Genomic DNA, 15,695 nt, shown 5'->3' with positions numbered 1-15,695 from the left:
ACGGCGCCCGCACAAGTAGACATACGCTGATCGGCGAACCACGTTCTCCTAACTATTGTGCAGCTCAGGATAGTGGGATACGAGGGGGACAATCGCGGGGGTGGGGGCGCCTGTTCTTAATCTTGGTTAAGACGCAGAGACGACTTAAGGTTTAGTCCTGGTCGGTCGCGCGCCTCAAGCTTGGGCACTTAAGACTTTTTGGGAGCGAGGGAACGACCATGACCCAACCGTATCTTGGTGAAGTCCGCATGTTCGGAGGCAACTTCGCACCCGTCGGCTGGGTCATGTGCGACGGCCAGATCATGTCGATCGCGGAAAACGACGCGTTGTACCAACTTCTAGGGACAACGTACGGCGGAGACGGCATCAACACGTTCGGAATTCCCGACCTGCGGGGCCGGACCCCCACCCATTGGGGCAGCAAGAACGGCCAGACCTACGTCATGGGTCAGAAGCAGGGCGTGGAATCGGTCACCCTGTCCTCCGCCCAGCTGCCGGCCCACACCCACCCGTTCTTCGCGGCCTCCGTCGCGGGCGCGGTGTCGACGCCGACCACCGCGACCATGATCTCGGACCAGGGACCGAGCGGCACCGGCATCTTCGGCTACGCGCCCTACAACGCCAGCAACGAGCAGATCGCCCTGACCGCCGCCTCGACCACGCCCGCCGGCGGCAGCCAGCCGCACGACAACATGCAGCCCTATCTGGGCATCAACTTCATTCTCGCGATCGCCGGAATCTTCCCGTCGCAGAACTGACCCTTTCCGCCAGAAGATCCTTTGGAGACTCAAAGAGATGAGTGATCAATATCTCGCGGAAATCCGCATCTTCAGCTTCCCGTTCGCGCCGTTCGGCTGGGCCCAGTGCAACGGCCAGATCATGCCGATTCAGCAGAACACCGCGCTGTTCTCGCTGCTGGGCACCACCTACGGCGGCAACGGCACCAGCAACTTCGCCCTGCCCAACCTGATGGGCAACATCCCGCTCCACGTCGGCCGCGCCCAGCCCGGGCCCGGCCTGCAGGTCTACGACCTGGGGCAGGTGGGCGGCTCGCAGACCGTGACGCTGCTGGCCACCGAGATGGCCGCGCACAGCCACTCGCCGACGGTGACCACGGCGGTCGGGACCGTCTCGACCTCGGCCAACAACCAGCCGGCCAGGGCCTTCACCGGCAACTTCTCGAAGAACACCCAGGGCCTGCTCTACAGCACCGTCGCCACGCCGGCCACGCAGCTGCCGCCCCAGACCCTCACGGGGACGGGCGGCGGCCAGCCGCACAACAACATGATGCCGACGGTGTTCCTGAACTACTGCATCGCCCTGCGGGGCGCCTTCCCCGCCCGTAACTGATCCCGATCGCGACAAATACGAGGAGCAAGTCTGATGACTCAGCAGTATATGGGCGAAATCCGGATCATGGGCTTCAACTTCCCACCGAAGAACTGGGCCCTGTGCAACGGTCAGGTGCTGTCGATCGCCCAGAACCAGGCGCTGTTCTCGCTCCTGGGCACCACCTACGGCGGCAACGGGGTGACCACCTTCCAGCTGCCCGACCTGCGGACCGCCGCCTTCGGCGGCGTGAGCTCGACCTATCCGTTGGGCGCGATCACGGGGGAGTATTCCCACACCCTGCTCGTGACGGAGATTCCCCAGCACGTCCACTTCATGAAGGTGGACGCCACCGTGGCCGGCTCGACCAACGTCAGCACGGCGGCGGCGGGCAAGAGCTTCGGCCAGACGGGCAGCAGCAGCAACGAGGGCACGGCCCCAGCGTACAACTTGTACAGCACGGTGGTGACGCCCACCGCGCCCATGGCCCCCCAGGCGATGGGCAATGCGGGCGCCAGCCAGCCGCACGAGAACCGTCAGCCGTTCCTGACGCTGAACATCTGCATCGCCCTGGCGGGGATTTATCCCTCGCGGAACTAGGCCTTCGGGATTGCGTGGCGTGGCGTCAGTTGAACAGCGCCTGATAGTCCTGCCGCCCCGGCTGCGGGGTGTGGATCGGGATCAGGTACAGGTCGTAGGCGGTCCCGTCCTCGACCGTCATCGTATGCATCCCCTCGGCGAGCACATCGCCGGGGGGACCGCTGAAGACCAGCACGAACGGCTGGAAGTCCGGCCGCCCGTGGCCCGGCTCGGCCTGGAACAGCTCGATCTCGCTCAACGACAGGACGTGACTGCCCCCTTCGACCCGGAAGGACGCGCCCTTGTGCGGCGCGAAGGCATCAGCGGTCGGGACGACGAATTCGGCGGCCATGGCGTTCCCCGGATCAGAATCGAAGCACGGCCATTATGACGACCTCTCCACCTGGACGGGAAGAGCCCCTCGCATCGCCGCGCTTCGCCCTGCGTCCGGAGGTCGAGGGCGACGCCCCCTTCCGCCTGGCGCTGTTCCGCGTCTCGCGCGGGGCGGCCTGGGAGCAGGTCCCCCTGCCCGCCGACATGCTGGCCCGGCTCATGGAGCAGCAGTTCCACGCCCAGACCCAGGGCTACCGCATGACCTTCCCGAACGCCCGGCTCGAGATCGTCATGGTCGACGGCGTCCCGGTCGGGCGGCTGGCCACCGATCGCGACGCCCGCAGCGTGCACCTGATCGACATCGCCCTTGCCCCCGAGCGGCGCGGCCAGGGGATCGGCGCGGCGATCCTGCGGACCCTGATGGACGAGGCGACCGCCGCCGGCACGCCGCTGACGCTGCAGGTGGCCCGCGACAACCTCGACGCCCAGCGCTTGTACCACCGGCTGGGGTTCCTCCTGACCGAGGCCAACGACACCCACCTGTCCCTGCGCTGGTCCTCGATCCCCGCGGCGACCACATGACCCGGATCGCCGTCGTCGGCTGCGGCGCCTGGGGCCGGAACCTGATCCGGACCTGCGCCGAACTGGGCGTGCTGGGCGCGGTGATCGACACCGACCCGGCCGCCGCTCAGCGCGAGGCCGAGGCCTGGAACGTCCCCGCCCCGTCCCTGGCCCAGGCCCTGGACGACGCCCGGCTGGACGCGATGATCGTCGCCGCCCCGGCCCCGGCCCACGCCGCCCTGTGCCGCCTGGCCCTGGACCACGGCAAGGACGTCTTCGTCGAAAAGCCCCTGGCCTCCGACCTGGCCGAGGCCGAGGACCTGGCCGCCCAGGTCGCGCGCTCGGACCGGGTGTTCATGGTCGGCCACCTGCTGCGCCACCACACGGCGTTCGAGGCCCTGGCGGCGATCGTGGCCCGGGGCGAGATCGGGACCCTGCGTTACGTCACCGCCTCGCGGCTCAGCCTGGGCCGGGTGCGCACCCACGAGAACGCCTTCCTCAGCCTGTCGCCCCACGACGTCTCGATGATCCTGGCCCTGGCCGACGCCGCGCCCCTGACGGTCGAGGCGACCGGCCGCGCCTTCGTCACGCCCGGCGTCGCCGACGAGGTCCACGCCGATCTCGGCTTCCCCCCTCTTGGCACTTCGGGCGGACTGCACGCCCACATCGCCGCCAGCTGGCTCAGTCCGTTCAAGGAGCAAAAGCTGGTCGTGGTCGGCGAGACCGGCTCTCTGGTGTTCGACGATGTCCGCCCCTGGCCCGAAAAGCTGATGCGGCGCGACCACACCGTGACACTGACCGACGCCGGACCGGTGGCCGCCGGCGGCGAACCGCGCTTCGTCGACCTGACGGTCGAGCCGCCCTTGACCAGAGAAGTCCGCCACTTCGTCCAGTGTTGCCAGACCAGGGCCGCCCCCATTACGGGCATCGACGAAGGTGTTCGCGTACAGCGGGTATTAGAACGAGTCCAAGCTCAATTGAAGCGCCGCTTCGACCAACTACCGGGGCCGTCCATTCCCTGACCTTATCTTGCGAAAACTCGCATAACGCCGTTACAAGACTTTCCGACTCCAAGTATAAATGGACGACGGGCGAAACATTAGGGCAAACACCGGGATGGTCGTGGTAAATATACCCAAGACGAAGACCCTTTTCCCGAAGGCTTACAGCGCGTAAGATTCGAGCATGTCGAGGGGTGAGCCGATCTCAACCAAGCAAGCCGGCCGCGCGAGGGGCCGATGAACGTCCACGTCCCGACGTTTCCATTGCCTGGCGACGATGAGATTGCGACAGACTTTCAAAGTCTGATCCGGAAGATCCTGCGGCGCGAAGCCGTGATCGGGGTCGTTGGCATGGGCTATGTCGGCCTTCCGCTGTCGGACGCCTTCTGCTCGGCCGGATTTCCCGTCATCGGCTTCGACCTGGACGAGACCCGCCTGGCCACCCTGAACCGGGGCGCTTCCTATCTGAGCCACTTCGCTGACGCGCGGGTGGCGGCCATGCGCGAGCGCGGGTTCGCCGCGACGGGCGCGCCCGACGTGCTCAGCCGCGCCGACGCGGTGCTGATCTGCGTGCCCACCCCGATCACCTCGCACAACGCCCCCGACCTGAGCCACGTGGTCGAGGCCGCCGAGACCCTGGCCGCCGTGCTGCGCCCGGGCCAGCTGGTCGTGCTGGAGTCCACCACCTTTCCCGGCGCCGCCGCCGAGGTGCTCAAGCCGATCCTGGAACGCTCGGGCCTGCGCGCCGGCCAGGACTTCGCCCTGGCCTATTCGCCCGAGCGCGAGGACCCCGGCAACCACGCCTTCACCACCGCCTCGACCCCCAAGATCGTCGGCGCCGACAGCGAGGCCGAACGCCGCGCCGCCTGCGCGCTTTACGACGCCATCACCGCCACGGTGCCGGTCAGCGACATGCGCACCGCCGAGGCGGTCAAGCTGACCGAGAACGTCTTCCGGTTCGTCAACATCGCCCTGGTCAACGAGCTGAAGGTCAGCTTCGACGCGCTGGGCATCGACATCTGGGAGGTGATCCACGCCGCCCAGACCAAGCCCTTCGGCTACATGCCCTTCTTCCCCGGCCCGGGCGTCGGCGGCCACTGCATCCCGGTGGACCCCTTCTACCTGGCCTGGCGGGCCAAGGCCGAGGGGGCCGCGCTGAAGATGGTCGAACTGGCCGGCGAGATCTCGCAGGCCATGCCCCAGCGGGTGGTCGACAAGACCCTCAAGGCCCTGGCCGATCGCGGCCGGTCAGCGGTCGGCGCCCATGTGCTGATCGTGGGCGTGGCCTACAAGCGCAACATCGACGACACCCGCGAAACCCCGGCCCGCGACATCATCGAGATCCTGCGCAGCCACGGCGCGCGGGTCAGCTATCACGATCCGCTGGCGCCGGAGCTCATGGTCGGCGACACCCTGATGCAGTCGATCGACCTCGGGCCCGGCGCCCTGGCCGGCTTCGACTGCGCCATCGTCGTCACCGACCACGACAGGCTGGACTACGAGCGCCTGGCGCGCGAGACGCCCGTCGTCATCGACACCCGCAACGCCCTGGCCAAGGTCGATCCCGCCCTGGCCGGGAAGATCGTGAAGGCCTGAGATGGACGCCCCCGACGCTTCGGACCGCCCGCCGGCCTGGGCCCACCCGTCGGCCGAGGTCGAGCCCGGCGCGGTGCTGGGCGCTGGCACGCGCGTCTGGCGGTTCAGCCACGTGGCGGCGGGCGCCCGGATCGGCGCGGACTGCGTGATCGGCCAGAACGTGGCGATCGGCCCCGGCGTGGTCGTCGGCGACCGCTGCAAGGTGCAGAACAATGTCAGCCTCTATGCCGGGGTCACGCTAGAGGACGGCGTGTTCTGCGGCCCCAGCTGCGTGTTCACCAACGTCACGACCCCGCGCGCCGAGATCAACCGCAAGGCCGAGTTCAGGCCCACCTGCGTGGGCCGCGGCGCGACCATCGGGGCCAACGCCACCATCGTCTGCGGCCACGACCTGGGGGCCTGGTGCCTGATCGCCGCCGGCGCCGTGGTCACCCACGACGTGCCGTCCCTGGCGCTGATGGCCGGGGTCCCGGCCCGCCGCATCGGCTGGGTCAGCCACGCCGGCGAGGTGCTGGGCCCCGACCTGGTCTGCCCCCGCACCGGCGACCGCTACGCCGAGCGGCCCGCCCCCCCCCATGGCGGCCTGCGTCGGGTGATCAACCTTTCGGGCTTCGGCGAAGACCCCGACCAAGGCCCCAGTGAAGAACAGTCAGCGAGCATCGGATGAAGCGGGCCCTGGTCATCGGATCGGAAGGCAATATCGGCAAGCCCCTGGCGGCCCATCTGCGCGCCCAGGGCTGGGCGGTGCTGTGCGCCGACATCAAGCCGGGCTGGCGCAAGGACTACCTGCAAGTCGACATCAACCAGCCGGCCGACCTGATGCCCACCCTGCGCTGGAAGCCCGACGTGATCTTCGCCCTGGCCGCCGTGGTCAGCCGGGTCACCTGCGAGCAGGCCTCCAGCCTGGCCGTGGCCACCAATCTGGGCGGGCTGAACAATGTGATCCTGCTGGCCCAGGCCGCCGACGCCAAGCTGGTCTATTTCTCGACCTCCGAGGTCTACGGTCCCACCGACGGGCCGATGGACGAGGCCGCCACCGTCCCCCGTCCCAACAACCGCTACGGCCTGACCAAGCTGCTGGGCGAGCAGCTGGTCGATTACGAGGTCGCCCAGCACGGCCTTCGCGCGGTCACCCTGCGGCCGTTCATGATCTATGACGAGGACGAGGACTTCGGCGACCACCGCTCGGCCATGATCCGCTTCGCCCACGACCTGGCGCGCGGCCGACCGATCCAGGTGCATCGCGGCAGCGCCCGGGGCTGGCTGCACATCTCCGACGCCGTGCGCGCCGTCGAGGCGGCGGCGGGGGTCGAGGAACACGCGGTCATCAATATCGGCCACCCGGACGTGGCGCCGATCGAGGCCCTGGCCGAGGGCCTGCGCGCCCGGCTGGGCGCTTCGCCGTCGCTGATCACCCTGCACGACCTGCCGGCCCGGATGACCGCCGCCAAGCAGCCCAGCCTGGCCCGGATGCGCGACCTGCTGGGCGTGACGCCGAAGGTGTCGCTGGACGAGGGCCTCGACCGCGTGGTGGCGCGGGTGCGAGCCCGCCTGGCGCAGGCCTCGGCGGAGCAGCCGGCGTGACAGCCCGCCTGCTGACCGTGGTCGGCGCCCGGCCCCAGTTCGTTAAGGCCATGCCGGTCAGCCGCGCCATCGCCGCCGCCCCGGGCCTGACCGAGGTCCTGGTCCATACGGGCCAGCACCACGACGCGGCGCTCTCCGACGGCTTCTTCCGCGAGCTGGGTCTGCCCGAGCCGGTCGAGAACCTGGGGATCCACGGCGGCTCGCACGGCGAGATGACCGGACGGATGCTGGCGGCCCTGGACGGGGTGATCGCCCGCCACGCGCCCGACTTGGTGATCGTCTACGGCGACACCAACTCGACCCTGGCCGGGGCCCTGGCGGCGGCCAAGGCCGGCGTGCCGGTGGCCCATGTCGAGGCGGGCCTGCGGGTCTTCGACCGCTCGATGCCGGAGGAGACCAATCGCGTGGTCGTCGACCACCTGAGCCGCCTGCTGTTCGCCCCGACCCGCGCGGCCGTCGGCCATCTGGCGCGCGAGGGCATCGTCGAGGGCGTTTGCCACGTGGGCGACGTGATGCAGGACGCGGTCCTGGCCATGGCCGCCCTGCCCGTCAGGAGCGGGGATAGCGCCCTGCACCGCCTGTCCCTGCCGCCCGGCGCCTACGCCGTCGCCACCCTGCACCGCGCGGCCACGACCCAGAGCGCCGCCAGCCTGGCCGCCGCCGTGGGCTATCTGCGCCGGTACGTCCGCCGCATGCCCGTGGTCCTGCCCCTGCATCCGCGCACCCGCGAGGCGGCCGCCCGGTTCGGGGTCGACCTGTCGGACCTGACGGTGGTCGAGCCGCTGGGCCCCATCGACATGCAGCGGCTGCTGGCCGATTGCGCCCTGGTGCTCACCGATTCCGGCGGCCTGCAGAAGGAGGCCTATTTTCATCGCAAGCCCTGTGTCACGCTGCGCGACGACACCGAATGGAGCGAGACGGTGGACGCGGGCTGGAATCGGCTGTGGACCGTGGACGACTACCGCCCCCGGCGCGAGATCGACGACTACGGCGCGGGCGACGCGGCCGAGCGGATCGTCGCCACGATCGCGCGGTTCGTCGCCGAAGCGCCGGCCGCCCCGCGCGCCATGACGGGAGCCCGTCCATGAAGGACACCCACGACGGTCCCCGCCCGCCCCTGCCGGCCCACGACGTGGCCTCGGACCCGCCGATCGACGACGTCCCCGGTGGCAAGGCCCGCCCGCTGCGCATCCTGCTGGCCTGCAACTACGACCCCCGCAACGCGGCCACGGTCTGCGACCACATCAACGCCTTCGCGCGCTATTCCCGGCACGAGGTCCGGGTGCTGTCGCGCGTGGGCGAGATCTTCGACGACGTGAGGCTGGACCAGTTCGACGCGGTGGTGATCCACTATTCGCTGTTCCTGGCGATCGAGGGCTTCGTCGGCCCGCGTTCGCGCCGGGCCCTGGCCGCCTTCAAGGGCGCCAAGGCGGTGTTCATCCAGGACGAATACCGCTTCGTGAACGCCACGCTCGAGGCCATGGAGGCCTGCGGCGTCGACCTGGTCTTCACCTGCCTCGGCCCCGCCGAGGCCGAGCAGGTCTACGGCCGGGTGAGCGGCCTGCGCACCCAGCAGGTGCTGACCGGCTACGTGCCCCAATGGCTGACGCAGTATCCGCCCGTACCGCTGGCGGCCCGCAAGACCATGGTCGGCTATCGTGGCCGGACCTATCCGGCCTGGCACGGCGAGCAGGGCCGCGAGAAGGTCCGCATCGGCAAGCTGTTCAAGCGCGACGCCCGCCGGTTCGGCATCTCGACCGACATCGCCTGGTCCGAGCGCAGCCGGCTCTACGGCCGCGACTGGCTGAAGTTCATCCGCAACTGCCAGGCCGTGCTGGCCGTCGAGAGCGGCGCCAGCGTCTTCGACTTCGACGGCGCGGTGGCCGCCCGCAGTGAAAGCTTCGCCGCCCTGGTCGAGCGCCCCCACCCGATCCCAGGCCTGGGCAAGAAGCCCTCCTACGAGATGCTGCGCGACAAGTTCTTCGCCGGGCGCGAGGACCAGATCGACATCGCCCAGATCTCGCCGCGGGTATTCGAGGCGATCGCCCTGCGCACCCTGATCATCGCCTATCCGGGGCGCTATTCCGGCGTGCTGGAACCCTGGCGGCACTATGTCCCGCTCGACAAGGACCACGGCAACATGGCGCAGGTGGCGGCCGTGCTGCGCGACCCCGAGCGCGTCGCCGAGATCATCACCAACGCCTATGCCGAGGTCGCCCTCAACCCGGCCTACAGCTACGGGGCGATGATCGAGGTGTTCGACCGGCGGATCGACGAGACCGCGGCGGGGCGGCCGCGCGCGGTCGTCAACGAGCGCGCCGACGCCAAGTTCCGCAAGGCCTTCCCGTTCCTGCCGATCGACAATCCCCACGAGATGCGCCCCCCAGGCCTGGCCTGGCGGGCGGCGCGGGCGGGCGTGCGCCGCCTGGGCCTGGAAGGGCTGGCGCGCCGCGTGCTGCGCCGGCCGGAAGGCCGCTAGTCCACGCCGATCCAGCGCCGCAGGATCGGCAGGCGCGCGATGGCGCCCAGGCGGCGGCGCAGCATCGGCGCCTTCAGCAGGCGCGACTCCACGATGATCACCGCCCACGCGCCCCAGTCGCGCAGCCGCAGGAACAGGGCCAGGCCCCGCCTCACGCCAGCACCTGGTCGGTGATCTCGCGCACCACCGTGCGCCAGCTGTAGCGGCCCGAGGCCACGATCTCGGCGTGGGCCCGGTCGACCATCGTCTGGGCGTGTCGTGGATCGCGGCTGAGATCGAGGGCCGCCTCGATATCCGACAGGTCGCGGCGCACCGGCTGGTAGTGGATCCCGGCCTCGAGCACGCCGCTGTAGTCGCCCTCGACCAGCACCTGGAAGGTCCGGGTGGCCGCCGCCTCCAGGTGACGCGGCGACATGGCGCGGATCTCGGCCTCGGGCGCCAGGGCGATCACGGAGTCGGGCGGCGTCCACACCTCGCCGCCCGACGGCGGGGACGGGTCAGCGGTCGGCAGCACGCCCGTCGGGTCGACCAGGGACGAACCGCCCTCGACCCCGACCACCGCCCGGCTGGCGGCCAGCAGCCGGATCCAGGCCTCGCCGGCCAGCCGGCGCTGGCCATCCACCGCCACGTCGGCCCGGTGCCCCCGCGCCGCGGCCCAGTCGGCCGCGCGCAGGCCCACCTCGCGCTTGAGCACGCCCATCTCGCCCAGCCAGGCCGGCGTCTCCCAGGCCCGGTAGCTGACGGCGATCGCCCGCCGCGCCAGGTCGCTGGAGGTCCGCCGCATCAGCCGGTCGTCGATATAGCTGGTCAGGAAGCGCCGCAGGGCGAACGGCCGCTGGGCCGGCGGATAGACGCTGTCCCACAGGGCCGGCTCCAGGGCGGTGAGCAGCAGGTCGATCCGTGTCTCGACCAGCACGTCGCGCAGGCTCTGCAGCCCCAGGAACTCGTCCAGCGGCGCGGCCACGCGCCGCGACCGGGCCGGCGCGGCCTCCATCGCCCGCCGCAGGCCGCCCAGGCCGACGCGGGTGTAGCGCGCCGTCAGGGCCGTGGCGTCGACCAGCACCAGATCGGGATCCGCTTGCGTGATCCAGGCCGGGTTGAAGGGGAAGCCGATGTTCAGGAACACTACGCGTCCGGGGAAATAGGCCTTCCAGGCGAAGATCCGCTGATGCTCCCAACGCCGCATCGGCCACTGGCCGCGCCAGTTATACAGGACCAGGGCGGTCGGCCTGTTACGCATGCCCGGCAAACTGAGCCCGGATGGAACGCGAAGCCATGAAAAACGCCGCCCTACGTGGAAGCGCCCGACGCGCTCGCGTCAAACGTCGGCGGTCGCGGCGGTCCCTGTCAACGCCTAAGGCTATCGCCCGTGGACCGCGCCTTGCGCCCCGCGCAGGGTCTCGGACGGGGACTCGCCGAACATCGCCCGGTAGGCGCCCGAAAAGCGGCCCAGCTCCCAGAAGCCCTGGTCCAGCGCCACCTGGGTGACCGTGGTCGGATGACGGCCGGCGTCCAGCAGCCGGGCGCGGGCCGCCGACATGTTCTTCAGCCGCAGATAGGCCTTGGGGCTGATGTCGAGCAGGTCGTGGAAGGCGCGGTACAGCGTGCGGCGCGAGATGTTCAGGGCCACGCAGATGTCCTCGATCTGCACCGCCTGCCGGACCCCGCCGCTTTCCAGGAAGTCCTCCGCCCCGCGCACGATGCGGGCGGCGTTCAGCGCGCCCTGCCGCCGCGCGCCCTCGACCTTGACCGCCGCCAGCGCTGTCAGCAGGCCGTCCAGCAGTTCGTTGCGCAGGAAGGCGACGGCCCCGCTGGGCACGCCGGCGCCCATCGCCCGCAGCATGCCGGCGCAGCCCTGCAGCACGCGCTTGCAGGCGGCCCGGGCCTCGGGCGGGGGCGAATAGACGGCGGGCTCGGTCCAGAAGCAGGGGTCGGCCAGCCACTCGAACGCCTCGGCCCGCTGCATCACCAGGCCCCAGGGCGCGGTGACGACGGCGTAGGCGACGTGGCCCTGGAAGCGCCCGTCCAGCTCTCCGCCCGGCGGGATGGCGACGATGTCGCCCTCCTCCACCCGGTGGCCCCACTGGTTCAGCACGCCCTCCTGCTCCATCACCGAAACCAGGCTGAAGGCCTTGCGGGACATCACCCCGCGCACGCGCAGGTCGCCGTCGAAGGCCCCGGAGTCGAAGCCCATGTCGCCCAGGCCGGCCCGCAGCAGGTGGCCCCGGCACGGTTCGGGCGTCAGTTGGGTGATCGACAGGTCGCGGCCGGCGGTATGGGCCCAGACCTCGTGCGGGCCGCGGGTCTCGCGCAGTTCCACATGCCCCAGAGACACCGGCGCCGCCCGACCGAACGAGCGCTCTTCGCCGAACGTTCCGCTGATCAGCCCGTCGTCGGCCAGATCGGTGCTCGACGGGGTCTCCCTGGCCGGCCGCCAATCGGCGTCCGACCAAGATCGGGATTGAGTTTCCCTCCAGCCTTCATTGTCCATCGGACCTCTCCTGGCGGAGACCCGTACGATCCATGGCCCCTGCGCCATGTCTTTAAAGCGATCGCACCTGTCGTCGCCCGATTCACCCTGCAACGATGCCACGACCCATCTGTGTTGTAAGTAAGGTGAAACCACTAGAAAGCATCGAAACAGCAGACAAAATTACAAAATTTCCAATGGTCCAGCTTGATAACCAAGTTTTGTGTATAGTTAATTTAACATTATTCATTAATACATAAAATCGAAAGGAAGATCGCCAAATTTGGCACTTGCCGCATAGCAGACCGAGAGATTCGGAAGAAACATGGGGACGAAACAGGGTCGCGGAGGACTCTATGGCTCGTCCAAATTGGAAGGAAATGGCGATCTTCGGAAAACGGAATCTCGTGGAGACTCCAAACAACCGACGAGAGCCGGACGAATGGGCTCAAGCTCTACGCGACTTGAAGGCCGTCTGCGATGGTGAGCGCCGACAGAGACGCCAGATCGCCGAGAGCGGCGCGCGCCAGCTGATTCGGGCCCAGGCCGTGCTGCGCGAGGCCGAAACCCGCCAGCGCGACGCCGAAGCGGCGCTCAGCCGGGCCCGGCGGATGGCTGCGGTCGGCTGGATGGCCGCCGAGGCCTGCCGGGACATGACCGCCCTGCACGCGGTGGCCATGAAGGCCCTGACCGCGTCCCGCGAACGGCTGCACGGCGACCACCGGACGGTCTGCGAGATCGACTGGGCCCTGGGCGGCCTGAACCAGGCCGAGCAGATGCTGGAGCGGGTGACCGCCTATCTCGACGCCCGGCGCGAGACCGCCCAGGGGGCCCGCATCGACGGCCTGCTGACCGGGGCCCAAGGCCCCGGCCAGGCGGCCTAGCCTAAGCCTCGATGTCGACGTTCTTGGTTTCCTTCAGGAACAGGACGCCCACGACGGCCGTCACCGCGGCCACCACGATCGGGTACCAGAGCCCGTAATAGATGTCGCCCGTGGCCGCCACCATGGCGAAGGCCGTGGTCGGCAGGAAGCCGCCGAACCAGCCGTTGCCGATGTGGTAGGGCAGGCTCATCGAGGTGTAGCGGATATTGGTCGGGAACATCTCGACCAGCATGGCTGCGATCGGGCCGTAGACCATGGTCACGTAGATCACCAGGATCGCCAGCACCCCCACCACCAGCGGCTTGTCGATCAGGGCCGGGTCGGCCTTGGCCGGATAGCCGGCGGACTTCAGGGCCGCGCCCAGCTGCTTCTCCCAGGCCGTCTTCTTCGCCTTGAACGCGGTCTTGTCCAGGGTCTGGCCGGGGAACGAGTCGATGGTCGTGCCGCCGATCCTGATCTGGGCCACCGAACCGGCCGGGGCGGCCTGGTTGGAATAGGTGACGCCCGCCTTGGCCAGGTACGACTTGGCCAGGTCGCACGAGCGGTTGAACACCGTCTTGCCGACGGGATCGAACTGGAACGAGCAGTCGGCCGGGTCGGCCACCACGGTCACCGGCGCGCTGGCCACGGCCGCCGCCAGCTGCGGATTGGCCGCCGTCGTCAGGGTCTTGAACAGCGGGAAATAGGTCAGGGCCGCCAGGATGCAGCCCAGCATGATGATCGGCTTGCGGCCGATCTTGTCGGACAGCCAGCCGAAGAACACGAAGAACGGGGTGCCGATCAGCAGGGCGACGGCGACCAGCAGGTTGGTCGTCCCGCCGTCGACCTTGAGCATCTTCTCCAGGAAGAACAGGGCGTAGAACTGACCGGTGTACCAGACCACCGCCTGGCCGGCCGTCAGCCCCACCAGGGCCAGCAGCACGATCTTCAGGTTGCCCCACTTGGCGAACGAGTCGACCAGCGGCTGCTTGCTGCCCTTGCCCTCGTCGACCATGCGCTGGAACGACGGGCTCTCCGACAGTTGCAGGCGGATCCACAGCGACACGCCCAGCAGCAGCACCGAGATCAGGAACGGGATGCGCCAGCCGAAGGTCTCGAAGGCGCTCTCGCCCACCGTCTGACGGGTCAGCAGGATCACCACCAGGCTGAGGAACAGGCCGAAGGTGGCCGTCACCTGAATGAAGCTGGTGTAGAAGCCGCGCCGTCCGGCCGGGGCGTGCTCGGCCACATAGGTCGCCGCGCCGCCGTACTCGCCGCCCAGGGCCAGGCCCTGGATGATGCGCATGACCACCAGGGCCGCCGGCGCCAGCACGCCGATCTGGGCGTAGCTGGGCAGCAGGCCGACCACGAAGGTCGACAGGCCCATCAGCAGCATCGTCACCAGGAAGGTGTTCTTGCGCCCCCACAGGTCGCCCAGCCGCCCGAACACCAGCGCCCCGAACGGCCGGACGATGAAGCCCGCGGCGAAGGCCATCAGGGCCAGGATGTAGCCGGTGGTCTCGTTGACGCCCGAGAAGAAGTGCTTGGTGATGTAGGTGGCCAGCGAGCCGTAGAGGTAGAAGTCGTACCACTCGAAGACGGTGCCCACCGAGGCGGCCCCGATCACCAGGGCGTCCTTGCGCTCCACGGCGCGGCCGCCCTTGGCGCCCTTCACCGGCTTCGCGGCGTCGCTTCCCATTCGCATCTCCCCCAAGCGTCTTTTTGGCGTCGCCGCTTCGGGCGATCCAACTATGTTACCGCAACCACGGCCGGGCTCACAATGAACGCCGTTCGCGGTGTTGGCGAGAGGCTAAACATGAACCTGGCGAAAGCCGAAGCGTTGGCTCAAAGAAATCTTCGTGGTCCCATTTTCCGGGACCAGACAAGGGATTCGTGATCGGGATGAGCGTCGTCGCGGCCTACATCTACAAGGACGGCGTGCGGACCCGGGAGGTCCGCCTCGACCAGGACGACGCCCTGGAGACCAAGCCCGGCGAGTTCGTCTGGATCGGCCTGTACGAGCCCAGCGCGGCCGAGATGGACCGGCTGGGCAAGCGCTTCAAGCTGCACCCCCTGGCCATCGAGGACGCGCTCAACGCCCACCAGCGGCCCAAGGTCGAGGTCTATGGCCGCGAGCTGTTCGTGGTGGCCCGCACCGCCCAGCTGGTCGACGCCCAGATCGCCTATGGCGAGACGGCGATCTTCGTCGGCGAGGGCCACCTGATCACCGTCCGCCACGGCTCGGCCCGCGCCCACACCGAGCTGCGCGCCCAGCTGGAGGCCTCGCCCACCCTGCTGGCCAAGGGCTCGGACTATGTGCTGCACGCGGTGCTGGACTTCGTGGTCGACGGCTACCTGCCGATCATCCAGGCGCTGGAGGACGAGGTGCTGGACATCGAGCGCCGCACGCTCGAAGCGTTTCTCAGCCACGCCGAGGTCAAGCGCCTGTTCCACGTCCGCCGCGACCTGATCCGCTTCAAGCGCGTGCTCAGCCCCATGGCCGAGGTCTGCGGCCGGCTGGAGCACCTGGAGACGCCCTGCCTGGACAACGACGTCCGCCCCTATTTCCGCGACGTGCTGGACCACACCCAGAAGGTCGAGGGCATGGTCGACGCCCTTCGCGAAGTGATCACCTCGGTGTTCGAAGCCGCCTCGCTGCTGGAACAGCAGCGGCAGAGCGAGATCACCCGCAAGCTGGCCGCCTGGGCCGCCATCCTGGCGGTGCCCACGGCGGTGGCCGGAATCTACGGCATGAACTTCGAGCACATGCCGGAACTGAAGTGGACCTTCGGCTATCCGGCCGTGATGGCCGGCGTCGCCGGGGTGATCGGTTACCTGTACTGGCGGTTCAAGAAGAACGGGTGGCTGTAAATATTCCAACCGTCATCCCGGGCCTTGGG

17 protein-coding genes are annotated in these 15,695 nt (G+C 69.1%); 12 read left to right on the top strand and 5 right to left on the bottom strand.

What is annotated here, in order from left to right:
• Positions 1 to 218 precede the first annotated feature (218 nt).
• Genes AC1U89_RS02180 through AC1U89_RS02170 form a run of 3 tightly spaced genes read left to right on the top strand, consistent with a single transcriptional unit; the run spans position 219 to position 1,929 of the window.
• Complete coding sequence (locus tag AC1U89_RS02180; RefSeq protein WP_479898017.1) at positions 219 to 758, top strand: phage tail protein; 540 nt, start codon at positions 219 to 221, stop codon at positions 756 to 758.
• Between the two features lie 37 nt (positions 759 to 795).
• A complete protein-coding gene (locus AC1U89_RS02175; protein WP_479898016.1) occupies positions 796 to 1,350 on the top strand; it encodes a phage tail protein in 555 nt (184 codons plus the stop codon).
• 33 nt (positions 1,351 to 1,383) lie between these two features.
• Positions 1,384 to 1,929 carry a phage tail protein gene (locus AC1U89_RS02170; protein ID WP_479898015.1) on the top strand — a complete coding sequence of 182 codons (546 nt, stop codon included), beginning with the start codon at positions 1,384 to 1,386 and terminating at the stop codon, positions 1,927 to 1,929.
• 25 nt (positions 1,930 to 1,954) lie between these two features.
• Here the strand turns inward: AC1U89_RS02170 and AC1U89_RS02165 are convergent, their stop codons facing one another.
• Positions 1,955 to 2,260 (bottom strand): DUF6916 family protein, encoded by a 306-nt coding sequence (locus AC1U89_RS02165; RefSeq protein ID WP_479898014.1) that lies wholly within the window; start codon positions 2,258 to 2,260, stop codon positions 1,955 to 1,957.
• A 35-nt stretch (positions 2,261 to 2,295) separates the two neighbouring features.
• Here AC1U89_RS02165 and AC1U89_RS02160 point away from each other — a divergent pair, with 35 nt between their 5' ends.
• From AC1U89_RS02160 to AC1U89_RS02130, 7 genes are all read left to right on the top strand, one after another.
• Positions 2,296 to 2,823 carry a GNAT family N-acetyltransferase gene (locus AC1U89_RS02160; RefSeq protein ID WP_479898013.1) on the top strand — a complete coding sequence of 176 codons (528 nt, stop codon included), beginning with the start codon at positions 2,296 to 2,298 and terminating at the stop codon, positions 2,821 to 2,823.
• Positions 2,820 to 3,824 (top strand): Gfo/Idh/MocA family protein, encoded by a 1,005-nt coding sequence (locus AC1U89_RS02155; protein ID WP_479898012.1) that lies wholly within the window; start codon positions 2,820 to 2,822, stop codon positions 3,822 to 3,824. Before AC1U89_RS02160 ends, AC1U89_RS02155 begins: the two co-directional genes overlap by 4 nt.
• A gap of 312 nt (positions 3,825 to 4,136) precedes the next feature.
• On the top strand, positions 4,137 to 5,399 hold the full coding sequence (locus tag AC1U89_RS02150; protein ID WP_479898011.1) for a nucleotide sugar dehydrogenase: 1,263 nt from the start codon (positions 4,137 to 4,139) through the stop codon (positions 5,397 to 5,399).
• Between the two features lies 1 nt (position 5,400).
• Positions 5,401 to 6,066 carry an acyltransferase gene (locus tag AC1U89_RS02145; RefSeq protein WP_479898010.1) on the top strand — a complete coding sequence of 222 codons (666 nt, stop codon included), beginning with the start codon at positions 5,401 to 5,403 and terminating at the stop codon, positions 6,064 to 6,066.
• Complete coding sequence (locus tag AC1U89_RS02140) at positions 6,063 to 6,983, top strand: NAD-dependent epimerase/dehydratase family protein (RefSeq protein WP_479898009.1); 921 nt, start codon at positions 6,063 to 6,065, stop codon at positions 6,981 to 6,983. Before AC1U89_RS02145 ends, AC1U89_RS02140 begins: the two co-directional genes overlap by 4 nt.
• Entirely contained in the window at positions 6,980 to 8,071 is a 1,092-nt protein-coding gene (wecB, locus tag AC1U89_RS02135; RefSeq protein ID WP_479898008.1) for a non-hydrolyzing UDP-N-acetylglucosamine 2-epimerase, read from the top strand. Before AC1U89_RS02140 ends, wecB begins: the two co-directional genes overlap by 4 nt.
• Positions 8,068 to 9,462 carry a hypothetical protein gene (locus AC1U89_RS02130; protein WP_479898007.1) on the top strand — a complete coding sequence of 465 codons (1,395 nt, stop codon included), beginning with the start codon at positions 8,068 to 8,070 and terminating at the stop codon, positions 9,460 to 9,462. Before wecB ends, AC1U89_RS02130 begins: the two co-directional genes overlap by 4 nt.
• Here the strand turns inward: AC1U89_RS02130 and AC1U89_RS02125 are convergent.
• The 3 genes from AC1U89_RS02125 to AC1U89_RS02115 form a co-directional block, all read right to left on the bottom strand.
• Complete coding sequence (locus tag AC1U89_RS02125) at positions 9,459 to 9,617, bottom strand: hypothetical protein (RefSeq protein ID WP_156035797.1); 159 nt, start codon at positions 9,615 to 9,617, stop codon at positions 9,459 to 9,461. The genes AC1U89_RS02130 and AC1U89_RS02125 overlap by 4 nt on opposite strands.
• Complete coding sequence (locus tag AC1U89_RS02120) at positions 9,614 to 10,702, bottom strand: hypothetical protein (protein ID WP_479898006.1); 1,089 nt, start codon at positions 10,700 to 10,702, stop codon at positions 9,614 to 9,616. The genes AC1U89_RS02125 and AC1U89_RS02120 overlap by 4 nt, the downstream gene beginning before the upstream one ends.
• Positions 10,703 to 10,822: 120 nt before the next feature.
• Positions 10,823 to 11,953 (bottom strand): helix-turn-helix domain-containing protein, encoded by a 1,131-nt coding sequence (locus AC1U89_RS02115; protein ID WP_479898005.1) that lies wholly within the window; start codon positions 11,951 to 11,953, stop codon positions 10,823 to 10,825.
• A 443-nt stretch (positions 11,954 to 12,396) separates the two neighbouring features.
• Here AC1U89_RS02115 and AC1U89_RS02110 point away from each other — a divergent pair, with 443 nt between their 5' ends.
• Complete coding sequence (locus tag AC1U89_RS02110) at positions 12,397 to 12,816, top strand: hypothetical protein (protein ID WP_479898004.1); 420 nt, start codon at positions 12,397 to 12,399, stop codon at positions 12,814 to 12,816.
• Position 12,817: 1 nt separating this feature from the next.
• Here the strand turns inward: AC1U89_RS02110 and AC1U89_RS02105 are convergent, their stop codons facing one another.
• Positions 12,818 to 14,494 (bottom strand): MFS transporter, encoded by a 1,677-nt coding sequence (locus AC1U89_RS02105; protein ID WP_479898003.1) that lies wholly within the window; start codon positions 14,492 to 14,494, stop codon positions 12,818 to 12,820.
• Between the two features lie 203 nt (positions 14,495 to 14,697).
• Between AC1U89_RS02105 and corA the strand changes: the two genes are divergently transcribed.
• Positions 14,698 to 15,666: a magnesium/cobalt transporter CorA gene (gene corA, locus AC1U89_RS02100; protein WP_479898001.1), complete on the top strand. Its 969-nt coding sequence runs from the start codon at positions 14,698 to 14,700 to the stop codon at positions 15,664 to 15,666.
• Positions 15,667 to 15,695: the final 29 nt, after the last annotated feature.

The organism is Caulobacter sp. 05T431, from assembly GCF_056665975.1.
The sequence above is the reverse complement of the archived record's forward strand: the minus strand, read 5'-3'. Positions and strand labels throughout refer to the sequence as shown.